This window comes from uncultured Propionibacterium sp. (genome assembly GCF_963539965.1).
Taxonomy (GTDB): Bacteria; Actinomycetota; Actinomycetes; order Propionibacteriales; family Propionibacteriaceae; genus Propionibacterium.
Map to the genome: position 1 here is coordinate 1 of NZ_CAUTOU010000045.1, position 18359 is coordinate 18359.

An 18359-nucleotide genomic window follows, 5' to 3' on the forward strand; every position below is an offset into this window, starting at 1 on the left:
CCTGCGCGGGCGGCACCGGCGGAGCGGGGTCCGACGGCTGGAACGTGATCCGCAGCGGCGCGGGGATGACGGGGTGGGAGGAGCCGGCCGCCGATGCCGGGAAGGCCGGTGCGTGCGGAGTGGGCACGGGTGCCGGTGCGATCGGACGGATCGCCGCCGGGGCGGGCGAGGGGTTCCCCACCGGCGTCACTGGTGCAGGGGGCGCAGGTGGCGGCGGGGAGGGGCGGGGCGCCGGTCTCGGGGCGAAGACGGCTGAGGCCGGGCGCGCACCCGCTGGTCCGGGCGCGGGGGCGGGGGCACGGCTCGCGGCACCGGACGTCGAGGAACGACCCGGGGCGGGCCCGGACGTCGCGCCGGGGGACCTCGTGAGTGCGCCGGGGCCCGTACCGACCGCCGGGGGACCGGCGGGGCGCGATCCGGCTGCCGACTGCGCCGCCCGCGTCCGGACGGCAGGAGCTCTCGGCACCGGCGCCTCAGCCGGCGGGGGCGCGATCCGTCCCTGGAGCGCAACCGGTGCGATGGGCGCCTTGGCGACGGGCCGGGGGGACGGGTCCCGAACCGGGACGGGAGCGGCCGGGTGCGCGGCAGGCCCCTGCACCGGGGCGCGGGTCTTGGGGCGCGGCGCGGCGACGGGGCGGGGGGAGGACTGCCCGGTGGATCCGGGAGCCCGAGGGGCGCGGCGCACAGGGGCGGCGCCCTTGCCGCCGCCCGAGGAACCGGCACCTGAAGAGGCCGGTACCGCAGGGGCCCTGGTCAGGGTCCTGGTGGTGCGCGTGCGCACCGCCGGGATCTCCACGGTTCTCCTCGCCGCGGACTCCTCATCGGGGACGAGGTGCGCCATGTGCTCCAGGACGCTCTCGCGGGTGGGGTCGGCCAGATCATCGACGATGTGCCCGTCGGCGAGGAAGAGCGCTCGGTTCGCGTAGGCGGCGGCCGTGGGGTCGTGGGTGACCATGACGACCGTCTGGCCCATCTCGGCCACGGAGCGGGTCAGGAAGTCGAGCACCTCGGCCGAGCTGCGCGAGTCGAGGTTCCCGGTGGGCTCGTCGGCGAAGATGATGTCGGGCCTGCTGACCAGGGCACGGGCGCAGGCGACCCGCTGCTGCTGGCCGCCGGACAGCTGGGACGGCTTGTGGGTGAGGCGCTCGCCGAGACCTACGGCGGAGATCACCCTGTCGAACCAGTCCTCGTCGGGTTTGCGGCCGGCGATGGCCAGCGGGAGTTCGATGTTCTCGCGGGCGGTGAGCGTCGGGACCAGGTTGAAGGCCTGGAAGACGAACCCGATGCGGTCGCGGCGCAGGGCCGTCAGTTTGGAATCGCGCAGCACGCTGATGGCGGTGTCACCGATGAAGACGTCCCCGCTGGTGGGCTGGTCCAGGCCGGCCACGCAGTGCATGAGCGTGGACTTGCCGGAACCCGAGGGACCCATGACCGCCGTGAAGCGCCCCTTGCTGAAACCGACGTCGACATGGTCGAGCGCCGTCACCTTGGCGTCGCCCTGTCCGTAGATCTTGGTCAGATTGCGCGTGTACGCAGCGACCTGCGACAACGGGCTCTCCGATACGGACATGACGGGCCTCCATGGTTCTGACGGCCAACCCAGCCTATCCGGTGAGCCCCGTGCACGGCCGGGGCCGGCATCATGGGAAATCACCCATCTCGGCGCACTGACCGGCCGGGGTCGGCGATCACTCCGCCGCTCGCCGATGTCATCGCCGAGCACCGGACGGCCGGTGGGCGGCTCGTCCGGCGGTCGTCCACCGATCCACCGGCGGCCTGTTTCGAAGATCCCTCCAACTGGTTAAACGACTCATCCTCCTAACCATTGTGGGAACTGTGGAGAACTCCGGTTCCCCCTTGCCGGAGGGCGATCGTCATGAGGACGGCCTGTTGACGGGGCGTGGATGGCCGGTCGGTGCCAGTGGATTTCTCCCACCCCTGGGGACGGCCGGTCACAGCCGGTCCACCGGGCCGCCGGAGTTGTCCACAACCGGGTCGCCGGGCTGGGGATCGGCGGGGATGACGGTCAGCCGCGCGCAGCGGCCTGCTTGATCCTGTTCGTGAGCTCGGACACCTGGTTGAACACGCTGCGCTGTTTGCGCATGAGTTCGCGGATCTTGCGGTCGGCGTGCATGACGGTGGTGTGGTCCTTACCGCCGAACTCCTGGCCGATCTTCGGCAGTGACAGGTCGGTGAGCTCACGGCACAGGTACATGGCGATCTGGCGGGCCAGGACGAGCGGTTGGGTCCGGCTCGAGCTCGACAGCGACTCGACCGGGACGTCGAAGTACCTGGCCGTCTCGCTGATGATGAGCTGGGCGCTCACGTCGGCGTCGGCACCGTCGGGGATCAGATCGACGAGTACGCGGTCGGCCAGCTCGAGGGTGACCGGGTCCCGGTTGAGGGAGGCGAAGGCCGTCACGCGGATGAGGGCGCCCTCCAGCTCTCGGATGTTCGTCTGGATGCGCGAACCGATGAACTCGAGCACGTCGGTGGGCACGAGCAACTGCTCGGTGGTGGCTTTGCGCTGGAGGATCGCGATGCGCGTTTCGAGGTCCGGTGGCTGGATGTCGGTGATCAGGCCCCACTCGAAGCGGCTGCGCAGGCGCGACTCGAGCTGTTCGAGCGCCTTGGGCGGCCGGTCGGAGGTCAGCACGATCTGCTTCTGGGCGTTGTGCAGGGCGTTGAAGGTGTAGAAGAACTCCTCCTGCGTCTGCGTCTTGCCCTCGAGGAACTGGATGTCGTCGATCAGCAGCACGTCGACGTCGTCGCGGTACTTGCGGCGGAACTCGACCGTACGGTTCTCGCCGACCGCATTGATGAACTCGTTGGTCATCTCCTCGGTGGAGACGTACTTGACGCGGACGCCCTCGTAGTAGTCCAGGACGTAGTGCCCCAGGGCGTGCAGGAGATGCGTCTTGCCCAGGCCGGACTCGCCGTAGATCATCAGCGGGTTGTACGCCTTGCCGGGCGCCTCCGCCACGGCCACGGCGGCGGCATGCGCGAAGCGGTTCGAGGCGCCGATGACGAAGTTGTCGAAGGTGTAGCGCGGGTTCAGACGTTCGGAACCGTTCTGCTCGGGGGAGGACGAGGGCCTGGGGGGCCTGCTCGACAGCAGTGGCGGGGCGCCCTTGCGCGGAACGAAACGGGCGGGGGCCTCCTCCACGTCGTCGGGTTCGAGGGCCTCGTCCTTGCGGTCGGGGGCGCGCAGGTCGAGCTCGAGATCCGGTTCGATCGTGATCGCCAGGTGCATCGAACGGCGGTAGTAGTCGCTGAGCGCCTCTTCGAGGGTGCCGCGCATCTTCGTCTCGATGCGCTCGCGGGTGAAGTCGTTGGGCACGGCGATCATGATGGTCGACTCGTGGACGGTCAGTGGTTTCGCGTTCCGCAGGAAGGCGCCGCCATCGGCGCCGCACTCGGTCAGGACGTGCTCCCATGCCCGGTTGAAGTCAGGCTCGTTGCGGGTTCCGCCAGGCTCGGTCGCCACGCCGTCTCCCCCTCCGCGTACCTGCGTCCACCGCCGAGGTGTTGCGTGGGCCGAAGGTGTTTGCTCTGCACAGTTTGACTAGTCGGTTATACACCTGTCCACAGAATTGTCCACAAGCATGGGTGCATGTGGACACCGTGAGCCCCACACGCCGGGAAGGGCTTGTCGTGGACCGTGCTGCGGTTGGCTCCGGCAACGGTATCGGCGATGATCTGATCTCGCAACACGGGGCGACGAAATCTGTGGTCCCGACGGCGTGTCGGCTGGACTGGACGAGAATAATCACATCGGAGTAACTCCTCTGCCGAGTCGTCGCTTTTGTGGATGCGTCCGCCAGGACCTAGACTTGACAGGCCGCTGGCGTCAGCGGACGCCCTCGCGGGTTCATCAACTGGTTCCGATCTGCTCGGAACCGGGCGGCGAGCCGGCGATGGCGATGCGAAACGCCCTGTCAGTACACACATTGGGGAGCCTTCCCGTGAGCAAGCGCACGTACCAGCCCAGTAACCGTCGTCGGTCCCGCACCCACGGTTTCCGCGCCCGCATGAGGACGCGCGCCGGCCGTGCGATCCTGTCGGCCCGCCGTCGCAAGGGCCGCACCGAGCTGTCCGCCTGAGGACAGTGTTGCCCGCGCCGGCGCGGCTCCGACGGTCCGAGGACTTCAGGGCCGTCGTGCACCATGGTGTGCGGGTCGGCCGACCGACGCTCGTCGTGCACGCCGACCTCGCTGAGCCGGCCGTCCCGGGAGGCGATCGGGTTTCGGCGCAGGTCGGTTTCATCGTGTCCAAGAAGATCGGCAATGCCGTTGCCCGCAACAGGGTGAAGCGCCGATTGCGTCATCTGGCCGCAGCGCAGCTCGAGGCCGGGGTGCGCACCGATCTGCGCGTCGTCGTCCGCGTGCTTCCGGCGGTGGCCGCGCAACCCGGTCGCCTCGCCGAGGATTTCGCCTCGGCCTGGTGCAGGGGAATCGAGCGGTTGGAGGCCCGGACGTGAAACATCTGCTGATCGCGTTCGTGAAGGGCTGGCGCGCGTTCATCTCGCCCCTGTACGGCGATGTGTGCAAGTACTACCCGACGTGTTCGGCGTACGGGCTCGAGGCCCTTGAACTGCATGGCGCGCTCAAGGGCGGCTGGCTCACCGTACGGCGCCTGGCGCGCTGCCATCCATGGTCCACGGGCGGGATCGATCCCGTGCCCGGATCTGTGCTCGAAGCCCGGCTCGCGGCCGAAGCGGACAACGACACCAGGGGCACCGGCCCCGACGAGCACTCGCCGGCGAACGACGAGTGCACCCCGACGAGGTGAATGAGTTGAATCTTCTCATGACGTTGATGGGCCTGGGCGACATCGGCTCGGCCATCATGCAGCCGTTGTACTGGGCCGTGAGCGGCATCATCGTCGCTGCTCATTGGCTGCTCGCGCGGTTCATGAACCCCGACTCCGGCTTCACCTGGCTCCTCGCCATCGTCCTGCTGACCTGCTTCGTCCGTCTGCTGATGATGCCCCTGTACGCCAAGCAGCTGAACTCCTCGCGCGCCATGCAGTCCGTCCAGCCCAAGCTCGAGGCCCTGCAGAAGAAGTACGGCGCCGACCGCGAACGCCTGGGCCAGGAGACGATGAAGCTCTACCGGGAGGAGGGCGTCAACCCGATGTCCTCCTGCCTGCCGCTGCTCATCCAGCTGCCCATCTTCTGGGCGCTGTTCCGGGTGCTGAACTCCGCCTCGCGGGGCACCAATGTCAGGGGTTACTGGTTGAGCCGGGACCCCGCCCTGGTCGATTCGTTGAGCAGTGCGCACATCTTCGGCGCCAAGCTGTCAGGCACCTTCTGGCCCCTCGGCGACGGCTTCGGCGCCACTCAGATCTTCGCCATGGTCCTGGTCATCGCGATGACCGCGCTCATGTTCTTCCAGCAGCTGCACATGCTCAAGCGCAACATGCCCCCGAGCACGCAGACCGGGCCGATGGCCCAGCAGCAGAGGATGATGCTGTACCTGTTCCCGATGATGTACCTGTTCAGCGGTATCGCGATCCCGATCGGCGTGCTGCTCTACTGGCTCACGACGAACATCTGGACGATGGTTCAGCAGTACGTCATCATCCGGAACTACCCGACCCCCGGTACCCCCGCCTATGTCGAGTGGGAGGATCGCATGCGGGCCAGGGGCCGCGACCCCAAGCAGATCGAGCGCGCCCGCGCCGACCGCGCTCGCAGGAAGCCGCGCACTGCAGGGCCCACAGAGGCCATCAAGACCGATGCCGAGGGCCACGCCGTCGTCAATCGCCAGGGCACCACCCGCAGGACCACCCGCCGGACGGCTCTCTCCAGCGGCGGCCCCCAGCGCCAGGTCGTCCGCCGTCAGCCGGTGCGTCAGACCAAGTCCCAGCGCAGGCGGTGATCCTACGGGCGCACCCGACCGACGTGCGTGCCCGGGCCCGCCGATGGGCCGGGAGGCCGCGCGGAGCACGACACCACTGCCCGGCCGACGGGCGGACAAGTCATGACCCATGCACGAGGAGATCTCATGAGCGAGAGTACTGAGGAGCACGAGGACGAGCAGCGGGTCGGCGAGGCCGCCGGGACCGTCGACGTCGAGGGCACTCCCGAGGAGGAGCCCGAGCCGGAGGGGAGGTCGAAGGCCGAGGCCCTCGAGGAGGACTTGATCGCCGAGGGCGACATCGCCGCTGACTATCTCGAGGAACTGCTCGACATCGCCGACATGGACGGCGACATCGACACCTACACCGAGAGCGGCCGTGCGCACATCTCGATCGTCACCGAGGACAGGACACTGGTCGGCGAGGGCGGCGAGGTCCTCGAGGCCCTGCAAGAGTTGAGCCGGTTGGCCGTCATGACCGAGACCGGTCATCGCAGCCGCCTCATGCTGGACATCGCCGGCCATCGCGAGCAGCGCCGCAGGGAGCTTCAGATGCTGGCTCGGGACGCCATCAATGAGGTCGGCGAGTCCGGCGGGCCCGTTCGCCTGAGCCCGATGAACCCCTTCGAGCGCAAGATCGTCCATGACGCCGTTGCGGCGGCCGGTTTGTCCAGTGAGTCCGAGGGCACCGAACCCCAGCGATGCGTCGTGATTCGGCCTGCCGGGTGAGGAGCGAGGGGACGCCTGTCGGAGATGCGGATGGCGGCGGCGTTCCCCTGATCCCTGGGCGTTTCCCGGGGTTCTGGCACCGGGCCGGTTTCACGTGAAGCGCGTGGAGCCGAGTCGAGTGCTTCCCGGAGCCGGGTCCCACCATGACGCTGACGCGATCGGGGAACCGGTCGGTCCCCTGCCGACCTCGCTGAGCCGGACGGGGACCCATGATCCTCGTCGGGGCGGGCACCCGTGCGAGCCCGTCATGCATGCGTCGTGTGGTGCATCGGCCCCGTGACGGGACGAGGGCTCCCAGTGCTGGATCATCGATGGAGACCTGTCGGGCTTCGATCGGTGAGGACTGGCAGCGCGGGGGCCTCGGCGGATCATCGAGGAATGTGCACTGAGCGGGTGGTCGGAATTCATGATAAACTTTTCAATGAGTTTTGTGAGAGCGGTTCTTAGCGGGGTGCTCCGTGTTCTCGCAACTAACTCCTCCTTCCCCCGGCCCGCCGTGGTCTCCCCGTTCCCAGCCCGGCCTTCTCCCCGGTGTCCGCTGCTCGGACACGAGCGGTGGACCAGCCGGTGGCAGGTCCTTCGGTCCTGCGGCAGGATGGATGGGCCCCGGCCCCTGGAGCACCGGATGATTGGGAGGATCGATGGTGAGGCGGAAGAGCGGCGTCCGGACTGGCGTCGAGGAGCCTGGGGCTCTTGCCCGGCTCGAAGGGGAGGCCGAGGCGCAGGCATCCGAAATTTATCAAGAGAACCATGAGTTGCTAAAGATATATGTCGATAAACTGACCTCAACCGGGATCGCTCGGGGCCTGCTCGGCCCGCGTGAGTCCTCCCGCATCTGGTCACGGCACATCCTCAACTGCGCGGCCCTCTGCGAGGTGCTCCCCCAGGGCACCGATGTGATCGATGTCGGCAGCGGTGCCGGCCTACCGGGTATTGTCGTCGCGATCGCCCGTCCCGATCTGCGCATCACTCTGCTCGAACCCATGCTTCGACGCTGGCGCTTCCTCGGGGAGACCGTTGACCAACTCGGCCTGACTGATCGCGTCACTGTGAGCCGTGGTCGTGCTGAGGATTGCTCCACCACCTATGAGGTCGTCACTGCCCGCGCCGTGGCACGTCTTACGAAGCTCCTCGGCTGGACGACTCCGCTGTTCCACCCGAATGGCCGGCTCCTTGCCCTCAAGGGCGATTCAGTTCAGGAAGAGATCGCCGAGGCCGCCGATCTGCTGGAGGCATCCGGTTTGATCGCCGAAGTCATGCATGTTCGCGCGCACCCGAAGGCCGAGGCCACTAATGTCGTGAAAGTGACCCGGGCCCGGACCGGGCAACCGGGATGAGCGCGGGCAGCGTCATCATGGGCGATTGGCAAGACGTTCGTCCTGCGTCCCCAGGGCCGGGACTCATCTCCCGGTTCAAGATGCCGCCGGTTAGGATTGACGGTGTTGGTGTTGACGAGAGTTCGGATGGTGTTCGCGTGACGGATTTGCCTTCTGGTTGGCCCTGCACCAAGCGACGCACGTGGACGCGTCCGCTCGGTTATCCCAGTACATCCCTCCTGCTGAAGCGCCGCCACCCCGATGTTTCACGTGAAACAGCACGGCTGGCCGAGAAGCCGGCCGGGGCCATCGATCCGGTCCCTGATTCAGGGCTTGCAGCCTCGGTGGCAGGTGGCGATGAGCATGCCGTATCCGCCGACTCCCCTGGCGTCCGGACCGCGACGGAGGAGAATCCTCGGGGATCCGTCCCGGTCGAAGAGGAGCCTGCCGCCCTCGCTGACACGACCGCCCCCGAACGGGCGCAGCCTCCGCAGGCCGTCACGGATGTTTCACGTGAAACGGTGAGGACCTTCGAGGCGCTGCCCAAGCCGGTGACGCCCAGACGGATCGTCGTGGCGAACCAGAAGGGCGGCGTGGGCAAGACGACGACATCGGTCAATCTCGCCGCCGCTCTCGCCCAGGGCGGTCTGAGGGTTCTCGTCGTCGACATCGATCCGCAGGGCAACGCGTCCACCGCTCTCGGGGTTCCTCATGGCGAGGGGACTCCCAGCATCTACGAGGCGCTCCTGGATGACATGAAATTCGAGGATGCGGTCGTCGCCTCTCCCGAGGCGGAGAATCTCTTCGTCCTGCCCGCGACCATTGATCTGGCCGGCGCCGAGCTGGAGCTCGTTTCGAAGGTGGCGCGCGAGCAGAGGCTCCTCAAGGCGTTGCGCGAATACATGCAGGATCACGAGGTCGACTACGTCTTCTTCGACTGCCCGCCCTCACTGGGTCTTCTGACGGTCAACGCCCTGGTCGCCGCGACCGACATCCTCATCCCGATCCAGTGCGAGTACTACGCGCTCGAAGGCGTGACGCAACTCATGCGCACCATCCAGCTCGTTGGCAGTGAACTCAACTCGAGCCTGCGGTTGTGGGCCGTTCTCCTGACGATGTTCGATGGGCGCACGAAGCTCTCGGCCCAGGTTGCCGAGGAGGTTCGCAGCCATTTCGCGGACGAGACCCTCGAGACCGTCATCCCCCGTTCGGTGCGTGTCAGTGAGGCACCGAGCTACGGCAGGACCGTCATCACCTATGACGATCACTCGGTGGGGGCCAACGCCTACCGGACAGTTGCGGCGGAGCTCGCCGCCCGAGCAGCCGAGGAGCAGGCATGAGCGCACGAGCCGGTGGACTGGGACGGGGTCTGGGCGAGCTCTTCCAGCGCACCGATGTTCCCCCGTCATCGGCTCCGAACACGAGAGCCGCCGCCGAGACCGAAGGCGCCGCCGCGATGCCCGACGGCTCCTACTTCGCGGAGATCCCCGTCGCGCAGATCAGGCCGAACCCCAGACAGCCTCGTCAGGTGTTCAGCGAGGAGGAGCTCGTCGAGCTCAGCGAGTCGATCAAGGAGGTCGGTCTGCTGCAGCCCGTCGTCGTCCGCAGGACCGATGACGATCACTACGAGTTGATCATGGGCGAGAGGCGTCTGCGCGCGCACGAGAAGGCCGGAATCGACATGATCCCCGCGATCGTGCGCAGTACCGATGACTCGAAGATGCTTACCGATGCTCTGCTCGAGAACCTGCACCGGGTGCAACTGAACCCTCTTGAGGAGGCGGCCGCCTATGAGCAGCTCATGCGCGATTTCGGTATCACCCAGGAACAGCTCTCGACGCGCATCAAGAAGTCGCGGCCGCACATCTCCAACACGATCCGCTTGTTGAGGCTGCCGTCCACCATCCAGCGCCGTGTCGCAGCGGGAGTTCTGTCAGCCGGGCACGCGCGCGCCCTGCTGGCCCTTGATGACCAGCTGAAGGCCGAGAAGCTGGCTCAGCGCATCGTCGCCGAAGGGCTCTCCGTACGCGCGACGGAGGAGATCGTCACGCTGACCGCTGGCCAGGTCGAGAAACCGTTCCGTGCCAGGCGGGTCGGGACGCCGGACCCGCGGGCCGAATCGATCGCCCACGACCTGGCCGACCGCCTCGATACCAGGGTCAAGGTGAACATCGGCCGCAAGAAGGGCAGCATCACGATCGACTTCGCTGGCGAGGATGATCTCGAACGCATCCTCGACATCCTCCGAACCGAACGGAAGGCTCTCTGACAAGGCACGGAGAGGGGCGTCTCGGTCGCCGGAGACGCCCCGCCAACGGCGTCCGCGTCGGTCTGGCCGCGGATCCCGGCAGCGGCCACGAACAGCTCGACGGGACTGAACAGACCCTTCCCGTGACCGGGCTCGATGATGGCGCCTGCCGCATGGGCGGCCCCGGGACGACGGGGCCGACTCTTCTCAGGCCGACTTCCGCGTGCCTCCCGTACTCATCAGAGGAACTCCTCGAGGACCCTGAGCAGTCCGGACCTGGTCTTGGCGCCCTGGAACTGTTTGACGACCCGGCCGTTCCGGTAGATCTGAACGGTGGGCAGGCCGAGGACGCCCTGCTGGGTCGGTACGGCGGTGTTCGCGTTGGTGTCGAGTTTGACGAAATTGATCTTGTCGCCGTACTCCTCGCTGAGCTGGTCCAGGATGGGGCTCATGCGCTTGCAGGGGGCGCACCAGTCGGCCCAGAAGTCGACGAGGGTCGGCTTGCCGGACCCCAGGACGACATCGTTGAAGGTGGTGTCGGTGACTTCGATCACGTTGCTCATGGCATCCTCTTCCTGAGTTGTGGCGCGGGGCCGCTCCCGCGGAGCCGATCACGCCGGTATCATCGATACGGGTTCAGTCGTCGAGCGAGGCGATGTGGCTCTCGGCGTCCAATCCGGCGCGGCAACCGGTACCGGCCGCCGAGATGGCCTGGCGGTAGACGTGGTCGACGAGATCGCCGCAGGCGAAGACGCCGGACAGGTTGGTACGCGTCGAGGATCCGTCCACCAGGACGTAGCCCGCCTCATCGGTGGTGACCTGATCCTTGAACAGGGCCGAGCGCGGTATCGAACCGATGGCCTCGAACAGGCCTTCGACGGGCAGTTCACGGGTGGAACCGTCCCTGGTGTCCTTCAGGGTCACGGATTCGAGCCTGCCGTCGCCGTGCATGTCGACGACGATGGCGTTCCAGGCGACCTCGATCTTGGGATTCTCCCGGGCGCGCCTGACCATGATCTCCGAGCCGCGCAGTCGGTCACGGCGGTGGATGAGCGTCACCTTGCTGGCGAAGCGCGTCAGGAAGGCGGCCTCCTCGAGTGCCGAGTCGCCTCCGCCGACGACGGCGATGTCCTTGCTGCGGAAGAAGAAGCCGTCGCATGTGGCGCACCAGCTGACACCCTTGCCGGAGTAGGTTTCCTCGGCCGGGATGCCGAGATGGCGGTAGCCCGAGCCCGTGGCGAGGATGACGGTCCTGCTCCGGTGGACATTGCCGGCGGCATCCTTGACCGTCTTCACGTCGCCCGTGAGATCGACTTCGGTCGCGTCGTCCGTGACGAGTTCGGCGCCGAACCTCCCGGCCTGGTTGCGCATGTTCTCCATGAGCTCGGGGCCCTGGACGCCGTCGGGGAAGCCCGGGAAGTTCTCGACCCCGGTCGTGGTCATCAGCGCGCCACCGGCGTCGAGGGAGCCCTCGAGAACGAGCGGGGCCAGGCCCGCTCGCGCGGTGTAGATGGCTGCGGTGTAGCCGGCGGGGCCGGAGCCGATGATGATGACGTCACGGAGCTGGTCGGTCGTGGGCTGGTCGTTCATGATCGCCTTCCTGGTCGGGTCCGCCCCGGTGGCGGGGCCCCTGCGGTACCCCGAGCCTACGCGGGCACGAGGAGCGGTCCGTCGCGAAACGTCCGTCAGGGCTCGGAATCGGAGCCCGTGGTTGCTGGGGAACGCACGAGGGGCCCGATTCATTCCGGTCCCCTGCCGCAGGCGGGAGGCGGTGGCGGTCTCCGGGCTCAGCCCGCGTTCTTGGAGTCCGTGACGACCCTGCCCAGGTTGCCGATCGCCGCGTCCGCCGACTGCTTGCCCTCGAGCGTGAGGCGCAGCTGGCCCTCGATGACCGGGCGCAGGTCGAGCCAGGCGTCGCTGCCGCCGAGCATGACCCCTGCGTGGTCGATGTTCGCCAGGCCCGCATTGGCGATGCGGTTGGACGCGGCCTCGCTGGTCACGAGCAGATTCGTGCGCGAGGGGATCGCCGGGAGCATCGCCGCGGTCGTCGACAGCGGCTGGTCCTCGAGCGCGTAGTGCAGGAACTGGAAGGCGACGTCCTGGTACCTGCTCTGACGCGAGACGCTCAGCACAGTGCCGGTCCTGAGGACCGATGGATCGGCGTCGCCGCCGCCGGGGGGCATCGGGAAGAAGGCGATGTGCGCTTCGTCGCCGAGGCCCGCCTCGTCCAGCTCGTCCCAGATGCCGGCGCCCATGGGCGCCATGGCCGTCTTGCCCTGCGTGATGAGGCGCGGTTCTCCCGTGCCGGGGATGGTCGACAGATCGGCCGTGCCGTCGTTGATGAGACCCGCCAGGAAGTCGAGGGCCGCGATGCCCGTGCCGTCGTTGAAGCCGAGGTCGCCGTCCTCGGTGAACAGGGTGCCGCCATAGGCGCCGACGAGATTGGCCCAGGTCCGCGTCAGGCCGGGGCTGAACGGGTCGAAGCCGCTGAAGCCGTCCGTATTGAGCTCCTTGGCCATCTCGCGCAGCTCGTCGAGCGTCCCGGGGGGCTCGGTGATGCCGGCCCGTGTGAGCAGATCGACGCGATAGCCGATGACCTGCAGGTCCATCGTGTAGGGCACGCCGTACAACTCGTCGGCGATGCGGCAGCTGCTCAGGAAGCGTTCGTCGACGTCGAGGTCGTCGAGCAGATCGGCGGGGGCGGGTTCGAGCGCGTTGCGGCGGCGCAGGGAGTGCAGCCAGCCGTACTCGGGCATGACGACATCGGCCAGGTCGCCGCCGGTGAGGGCCGTGAGGATCTTGTCGGGCAGCTTGTCGCTCGTCGTGTACGTGGTGGCCATCTGATAGGAGCTGGAGCCGAAGAAGCCGGTCAGGACGTTGTTGGCGTAGCGGTCCTGCAGTTCGCTGGTGCCGAGCATGGCCGAGAGCAGCGACAGGCGTCCGGAGCCGGTGCTCTTGGCGTCGCGCCATGTGGGGCTTGCCGAGGCGCTCGCGCTGTCGGCAGTGGCCGGCTGCCGGGTCTCGTCGTCGCTGCCGCAGGCGCTCAGGCCGGATGCGGCAGCGGCGACGGCGCCGATCCTCAGCAGGTTCCTGCGTTGCAGCCGCACGGTGCCTCCTTGTGCCTGGGGCGTCATGATGCCCCGATGCCGTGCCCGGGTGCCGGCGTCCGGCCCCGATTTTACCGTCGCGCTGGTTCTGAGTACCTATCGGCATCTCTATTGGATTTCCAATACATGTGAATATGGTGTGATCCGCAGGCTGATGGAGGATTATTCACATTTCTAAGTCTTTGACTAGAGAATTGGATACGAGGTGATCCGCAGTCCGGGCCGGCCGACGTCGTCCCACCGCAGCCACCTGCCCGCCGTGCGCCCGGAGCGCGGCGGGGCCTGCGCAGCGGGGGTCCACGAGCGCTCCCGGACCGTCTAGTGGGTGCGCTCCCGGGGGTGCAGGTGGTCGAAGCGGTTGATCCAATGGATCACCGTCTCACCGGCGCCCTCGTAGGGCTCGGGTGCGGGAAGACCCGTCTCGAGGTAGGCCGTCGCCGTATTGAGCAGGTTGACCCACGGATCGGGTGCGCCCTGCGCGCCGGCGGCGTCCAGCGAGGCGCGCAGCAGGTACTGGATGATCCACTCGTGGCAGATGAGGCCGACGATCCGCTCGTCGCCGTGGAAACGGCGTTCCAGATCGGCGAAGAGCGCGAAGCCGCGGTCCTGCGCCTGGGCCGGGGCCTCGACGAACTCGCCCTTGTCGTACCAGCCGTCGTCGTCCATGTCGACAGGTACCACGACACGCCGGTTCACCTCGCGCAGCCGGGCGGCACCGGCTCCGCGTACGGCGATGGGGGCGTCGGGCACGCCGTCGTACAGGCCGCCGACCTCGTAGGCTTCGGTGAGCAGCTCGACCGGCACATCCAGCTCCTCGCTGACCGGCACGGAGGTCTGGACGGCGCGCACCATCGGTGAGCACAGCAGCACCTGCGGGCGGGGCAGCAGCCCGTCGGCGAAGGCCTGCGCCAGTCGCCCCGCCTGGGTGCGGCCCAGATCGGTGAGCGGGGGGTCGGCGCTGCGCCCCTCGAAAGCGTGTCCGGCGGCGGCGAGTGCGTTGTTGGAGGACTGGCCATGACGGATCAGGAGGAGCTTCACATGGCGCAGTCTATTCAGGGCCCCGGTGGCGGGGGCGGGCCTGAACGGGTTCCCGGCGGCGCAGCAGGTGGCCTCAGGCAGTGACCGTGATCTCGCCGATGCCGCCCTGCCAGCCGCCGTCGACCGGCGGCAGGCTCGTGAGGTAGACGAGCACGTAGTGGGCCTCCAGCCCGGCGTCGAAGGTGAAGTCGGCCAGCACGCCCGACGCGTAGTCGGTGGCGACCGTCGTCCAGTCGTTCACCGTCTCGTGCGAGGGATTCTCGGCGTCCTTGGGCACCATGATCTGGATGGCCGTTGGTTCACCGACGAGCCGGACGCTCAGCGAGTCGAGGCTCACCGGTCGGCCTAGATCCAGTAGCAGGCCCGAGCCCGGCTTGAGGCCGTTGAAGGACGCGGAGTCGGAGTACAGATCGGTGCGCCAGGCGGTGCCGGTGTCGGAGTCGGACACCAGGACGGCCTCGTCGGCGTGCTCGCCGCCCTCGCCGCCGTCCGCGACCGGGTCGAACGACTCGGCGGTGAAGGGCACGGGGACCGGCGCCTGCGCGGCGGCCCTGCGGACGCCGTCGTGCATGAACGAGTGGACCATGCCGGGCACTGCGATGACGAGCATGACTGCGACGAACAGCGGAGCCATCCAGCGCAGCAGGCGGTAGGTGCGCGTGCCCTCCCAGGAGTTCGCGCGCTCGTGGGCCCTGGCCGCGGCCTGCGCCCGGTGCACCTTCTCGGCGTTGATGCGAGCGGCCGCCTCGGCGCGCTCGGCCAGCAAGGCCTCGCGCTGCTCGGCGGCCTCGCGGGTGATCCGCTGCCTCTCGGCCTGCTCGACCAGGTCGTCGCCGACGAGCGGTTCCTGCACGGGTTCGGCCAGGGCGTGGATGCGCGGCGTCATGCCGGTCCCGGTCATCCCGGCGCGCCCGGCCAGTGCGCGCACGCGCTGCTCCAGGTCGCCGTCGGGATCGGCCGCGCCGATGACGCGGTTCATGGCGCGCACGATCTGGTCGACGCTGCGGATCTGGTTGGTGCCGGCACGCGGGGTCAGGATCGAAACGGACACGGCGTCGAGTGAGGACGGTGTCTTCGGGTTGACCCTGATCGGCGGGACCCAGCGGGGCGTGTTCGAGACCTCGGGCGAGGTCATCGGTGCGGCGGTCAGGCCGAACTCCCTGGTCTGGGGGCGCTCGGCGGGTATCGGCCAACGCTGCGTCAGACAGGCGTACAGGATCTTGCCGAGGGCGCGCACGTCCTCCGACTCCTGCACCGCCGGGTCCGCGGCGGGGCCCTCGGCCTCGCCCGACAGGGCTGCGTCGATGAGGAAGCCGACGACCTTGACGTTGCCGTTGGGCGTGATGATGATGCTCTCGGGCGTCAGGCGGCGGTGGAAGACGCCTCGGGTGTGCATGGGCGAAAGCGCGTCCGCGATCTCGCGGACGACGAAGGCCGACTCGACCCCGCTCAGCGCTCCGTACGAGAGCAGTTCACGAAGACGCGTACCCGGGCAGTCCTCGCAGACGATGAAGGGGACCGGTTCGTCGAGCGCGTCGAGGACGCGCAGGAAACGGGAGTCGGTGGCCACCGAGGCGCGGCGGGCGGCCGAGAGGACCCCCGGCGTCGTGGGGGCCTGCGGGTCGAGGACGTGGACGACCACCGAACGGGAGAGCATCGCATCGCGGCCGCGCCACGTGGTCGCGAGGCCGACGGCGTCCAGCTGCTCGTCCAGGTGGTAGCGCTCGGCGAGCACGTCGCCCCTGGCGGGCGCAGCGGACCTGCCTCCGGCCACGGGCCCCTGCTGCGCTTGCTCCATGTCATTCCTCGCTGCCTGGTCGGCTGGACAGGTCCAAGTGTGCCCTCGAATCGCCCCGCCCTCGGATCGGCCCGCCGAGGGGGCGTCAATCCGCGGCCCCGTCGTCGGTGGCATCATCAGGCCCGCCGGCGGGCCCGTCGCCTCCGTCGTCACCGGCGGTAGGGGGCCTGCCGCGCTCGCGGCGCACCTGTCTGATGCGCAAGGCGGTCGCGGTCATGAGCACGGCGCCCGAGGCGATGATGATCACCCAGGCGACGCGCCCCGAGCTGTTGGCCGAGACGATGAACTCGGTGCGCGGACCGATCTCGGTGGCGCGCTCACCGGTAGTCATGACGACCGCGCTCATCTGCACGTCGCCATTGCTCGTGGCCCTGGGGGCGATGCGCACGGTGACCGAGTCGCCGGCGTCGATCTCGAGCACGTCGGTGTCGGCGATCGAGATGCGCCGGGGGTTGTCGGAGGCGAAGTGGATGCGCACTCTGACCGGCACGTTCATGGTGTTGGTGACCGACACGGGCAGGGCGCTGTCGTCGTCGGGGATGACGAGGCGTTCGCTGATGTGCACGCTCACCTCGCCCGAGGAGAGCGCCGAACTGATCGGCGACAGGGCCGTCTGGACGTACCCGGCGGCGGCGTCGTCGCTGGTGAAGGACGAACTCCATATGGACAGCGCCAGGGCGTCCGCGTCGAGGCCGGTACTGGAACCGGTGAGCTCCTCGTAGACGCCGATGCTGCCGTGCGCGGTGCGCTCCGCGTCGGTGCGGTTGGTCGTCGTGCTCGGTGTGGTGGCCTGCACCCTGATGGCGACCGCCTGCTGCGAGACGATGAGGTCTTCGACGGTGACGCGGGTGCGCCCGGTGGCCTCGGCCAGTTCGGCGCGGGCCGCATCGGCGGTGGTGACGACATCGACGGCCGGGGAGCCCGACAGCGCGTAGACGAGCTGCTCGGCCTGCAGGCGGGTCGCGCGTTGGGCATCGGAGTTGGAGCCCTCGCCGGGAGCGCCGGAGGCGATGGACGCGTGGGTGGCCAGCATCGTCAGGCCGTCCGCCCGGTAGAGCTCGCCGTCGGCGTCGAGATCGGCTGCGAGGACGAGCTGCGGGTCGATCTGATCGAGGATGTCGACCACCGTCTGCGAGGTGGACGAGTCATTCGTCGCGACGGCCAGGGGGAGCCCGGCCAGCGGGTGCCCGTCGGCCAGGGCATCGGTCGCGGCCCCGATGAGCCAGTCGCGCCCGGAGGCGGCCACGGCGGTGATGTCCGGGGAGCCGTACAGGGTGCGGTAGCTGCGTCCGTTGGCGGCGATGCGCCGCAGGCGCTCCAGGAACGAGGCGGCCGAATCCTGGCCCGTCCCGGCGGTGGTCGTCTCGGGGCCGGTGCGCACCCGGTAGCCGGCCGACATGGCCGTCAGCTCGTCCCACAGGAGGGGGTCGATGAGGCCCGTGACTCCGTCGGTCTCGGCCAGGTCGGCGATGAGGTCAAGCCGGCCGCCGTCGACGATCTCGTCGGCCAGATGGTCATCGGTGAAAACGGCCTGCCCGGCCACGCCGCTGTCATCCGTAGTGGGCACGAGCGAGGGCGCGCTGGACAGCTCGGCGACCGCCGCCGCCTGGTAACTGCTGCCACCGGGGTAGGCGATGACGGTGCTCGCGGAGGCGATGAGGTTCCCCCCGGAGTCGAGCAGCATCGCGCCGACGAGATAGGCGCTGGAGGTGCTCGTCATGCCGAGCGCCTCGGGGCTGGTGAACGAGGCCTTCAGCGAGTACGGGGCGGATGCCCCGGCGGCCAGCTCGGTGATCCGGGAGGAGGCGCCGTCGCCGTGCACGGTCGGGGTGCTCGACGGGTTCTGGTTGCTGGACAGCGCGTTGTAGAGGGCATCGCCGTTGGTGATGGGCCCGCGGACGCTCCACAGGCGCAGCGTGGCATCGGTGATCTGCGACGACCCGGTGTTCGTCACAGTACCGGTGAGCGTCAGATCGGCCGAGGACGCGACTGCCATCGGGTCGATGCCGGTGATCGCTACGGCGGCACTCGTGTCATCGGCCACCGCCGGGGCGGTGCCCGGGCCGAGCACGCCTGAGACGAGGACGAGCAGCGCAACCAGCACGGCCGACCAGGACGACCGGGCGCGCCGTGTCTGCGAGGATGCGTCTCGGTTCACCCGCCCATCGTAGGCGGTGGACATGTGAGGGCGCTCAAGGTTGCCGGTGTTCACTCCCGGTCGGGCCATCGGCCGCCGTCATCCCACGCCCCGCCGCGGCGGGG

At 68.7% G+C, this 18359-nt stretch carries 15 protein-coding genes and 1 pseudogene; 8 read left to right on the forward strand and 8 right to left on the reverse strand.

Annotation, left to right across the window (positions count from 1 at the left end):
* Positions 1-829: 829 nt before the first annotated feature.
* Positions 830-1570, reverse strand: a pseudogene (locus R2N01_RS08135) (ABC transporter ATP-binding protein); the annotation flags it as partial.
* A gap of 456 nt (positions 1571-2026) precedes the next feature.
* A complete protein-coding gene (gene dnaA, locus R2N01_RS08140; RefSeq protein ID WP_316670187.1) occupies positions 2027-3487 on the reverse strand; it encodes a chromosomal replication initiator protein DnaA in 1461 nt (486 codons plus the stop codon).
* A 478-nt stretch (positions 3488-3965) separates the two neighbouring features.
* On the opposite strand from dnaA, the gene rpmH reads away from it, so the two are divergent.
* The 8 genes from rpmH to R2N01_RS08180 all read left to right on the forward strand — a co-directional run bounded on the left by rpmH (position 3966) and on the right by R2N01_RS08180 (position 10175).
* On the forward strand, positions 3966-4103 hold the full coding sequence (gene rpmH / locus R2N01_RS08145) for a 50S ribosomal protein L34 (RefSeq protein ID WP_316670188.1): 138 nt from the start codon (positions 3966-3968) through the stop codon (positions 4101-4103).
* A gap of 5 nt (positions 4104-4108) precedes the next feature.
* Positions 4109-4480 carry a ribonuclease P protein component gene (rnpA, locus tag R2N01_RS08150; RefSeq protein ID WP_316670190.1) on the forward strand — a complete coding sequence of 124 codons (372 nt, stop codon included), beginning with the start codon at positions 4109-4111 and terminating at the stop codon, positions 4478-4480.
* A complete protein-coding gene (gene yidD, locus R2N01_RS08155) occupies positions 4477-4791 on the forward strand; it encodes a membrane protein insertion efficiency factor YidD (protein WP_399553263.1) in 315 nt (104 codons plus the stop codon). Before rnpA ends, yidD begins: the two co-directional genes overlap by 4 nt.
* 17 nt (positions 4792-4808) lie before the next feature.
* Complete coding sequence (gene yidC / locus R2N01_RS08160; RefSeq protein WP_316670192.1) at positions 4809-5882, forward strand: membrane protein insertase YidC; 1074 nt, start codon at positions 4809-4811, stop codon at positions 5880-5882.
* 126 nt (positions 5883-6008) lie between these two features.
* Entirely contained in the window at positions 6009-6590 is a 582-nt protein-coding gene (locus tag R2N01_RS08165; protein WP_316670194.1) for a R3H domain-containing nucleic acid-binding protein, read from the forward strand.
* Positions 6591-7231: 641 nt separating this feature from the next.
* Positions 7232-7927, forward strand: coding sequence for a 16S rRNA (guanine(527)-N(7))-methyltransferase RsmG (gene rsmG / locus R2N01_RS08170; protein WP_316670196.1), 696 nt, complete (start codon positions 7232-7234; stop codon positions 7925-7927).
* 500 nt (positions 7928-8427) lie between these two features.
* Complete coding sequence (locus R2N01_RS08175) at positions 8428-9246, forward strand: AAA family ATPase (RefSeq protein ID WP_316670198.1); 819 nt, start codon at positions 8428-8430, stop codon at positions 9244-9246.
* A complete protein-coding gene (locus R2N01_RS08180; protein WP_316670199.1) occupies positions 9243-10175 on the forward strand; it encodes a ParB/RepB/Spo0J family partition protein in 933 nt (310 codons plus the stop codon). The genes R2N01_RS08175 and R2N01_RS08180 overlap by 4 nt, the downstream gene beginning before the upstream one ends.
* Before the next feature lie 218 nt (positions 10176-10393).
* Here the strand turns inward: R2N01_RS08180 and trxA are convergent, their stop codons facing one another.
* From trxA to R2N01_RS08210, 6 genes are all read right to left on the reverse strand, one after another.
* Entirely contained in the window at positions 10394-10717 is a 324-nt protein-coding gene (gene trxA / locus R2N01_RS08185; RefSeq protein WP_316670200.1) for a thioredoxin, read from the reverse strand.
* Between the two features lie 73 nt (positions 10718-10790).
* The gene (gene trxB, locus R2N01_RS08190) at positions 10791-11744 is read right to left on the reverse strand and encodes a thioredoxin-disulfide reductase (RefSeq protein WP_316670201.1); all 954 of its coding nucleotides are present in this window, start codon (positions 11742-11744) and stop codon (positions 10791-10793) included.
* Between the two features lie 197 nt (positions 11745-11941).
* On the reverse strand, positions 11942-13261 hold the full coding sequence (locus tag R2N01_RS08195) for an extracellular solute-binding protein (protein ID WP_316670202.1): 1320 nt from the start codon (positions 13259-13261) through the stop codon (positions 11942-11944).
* A gap of 318 nt (positions 13262-13579) precedes the next feature.
* On the reverse strand, positions 13580-14299 hold the full coding sequence (locus R2N01_RS08200; RefSeq protein WP_316670204.1) for a histidine phosphatase family protein: 720 nt from the start codon (positions 14297-14299) through the stop codon (positions 13580-13582).
* A 73-nt stretch (positions 14300-14372) separates the two neighbouring features.
* On the reverse strand, positions 14373-16097 hold the full coding sequence (locus tag R2N01_RS08205; protein ID WP_316670205.1) for a protein kinase family protein: 1725 nt from the start codon (positions 16095-16097) through the stop codon (positions 14373-14375).
* A gap of 85 nt (positions 16098-16182) precedes the next feature.
* Positions 16183-18255 carry a DUF6049 family protein gene (locus R2N01_RS08210; protein ID WP_316670206.1) on the reverse strand — a complete coding sequence of 691 codons (2073 nt, stop codon included), beginning with the start codon at positions 18253-18255 and terminating at the stop codon, positions 16183-16185.
* Positions 18256-18359: the final 104 nt, after the last annotated feature.

Excerpts from the sequence above, each read along its gene's own strand:
- R2N01_RS08180 (WP_316670199.1), top strand. The coding sequence starts at position 9,243 with ATGAGCGCACGAGCCGGTGGACTGGGACGGGGTCTGGGCGAGCTCTTC.
- trxA (WP_316670200.1), bottom strand. The coding sequence starts at position 10,717 with ATGAGCAACGTGATCGAAGTCACCGACACCACCTTCAACGATGTCGTC.
- rsmG (WP_316670196.1), top strand. The coding sequence starts at position 7,232 with ATGGTGAGGCGGAAGAGCGGCGTCCGGACTGGCGTCGAGGAGCCTGGG.
- trxB (WP_316670201.1), bottom strand. The coding sequence starts at position 11,744 with ATGAACGACCAGCCCACGACCGACCAGCTCCGTGACGTCATCATCATC.
- yidC (WP_316670192.1), top strand. The coding sequence starts at position 4,809 with ATGACGTTGATGGGCCTGGGCGACATCGGCTCGGCCATCATGCAGCCG.
- R2N01_RS08165 (WP_316670194.1), top strand. The coding sequence starts at position 6,009 with ATGAGCGAGAGTACTGAGGAGCACGAGGACGAGCAGCGGGTCGGCGAG.
- R2N01_RS08205 (WP_316670205.1), bottom strand. The coding sequence starts at position 16,097 with ATGGAGCAAGCGCAGCAGGGGCCCGTGGCCGGAGGCAGGTCCGCTGCG.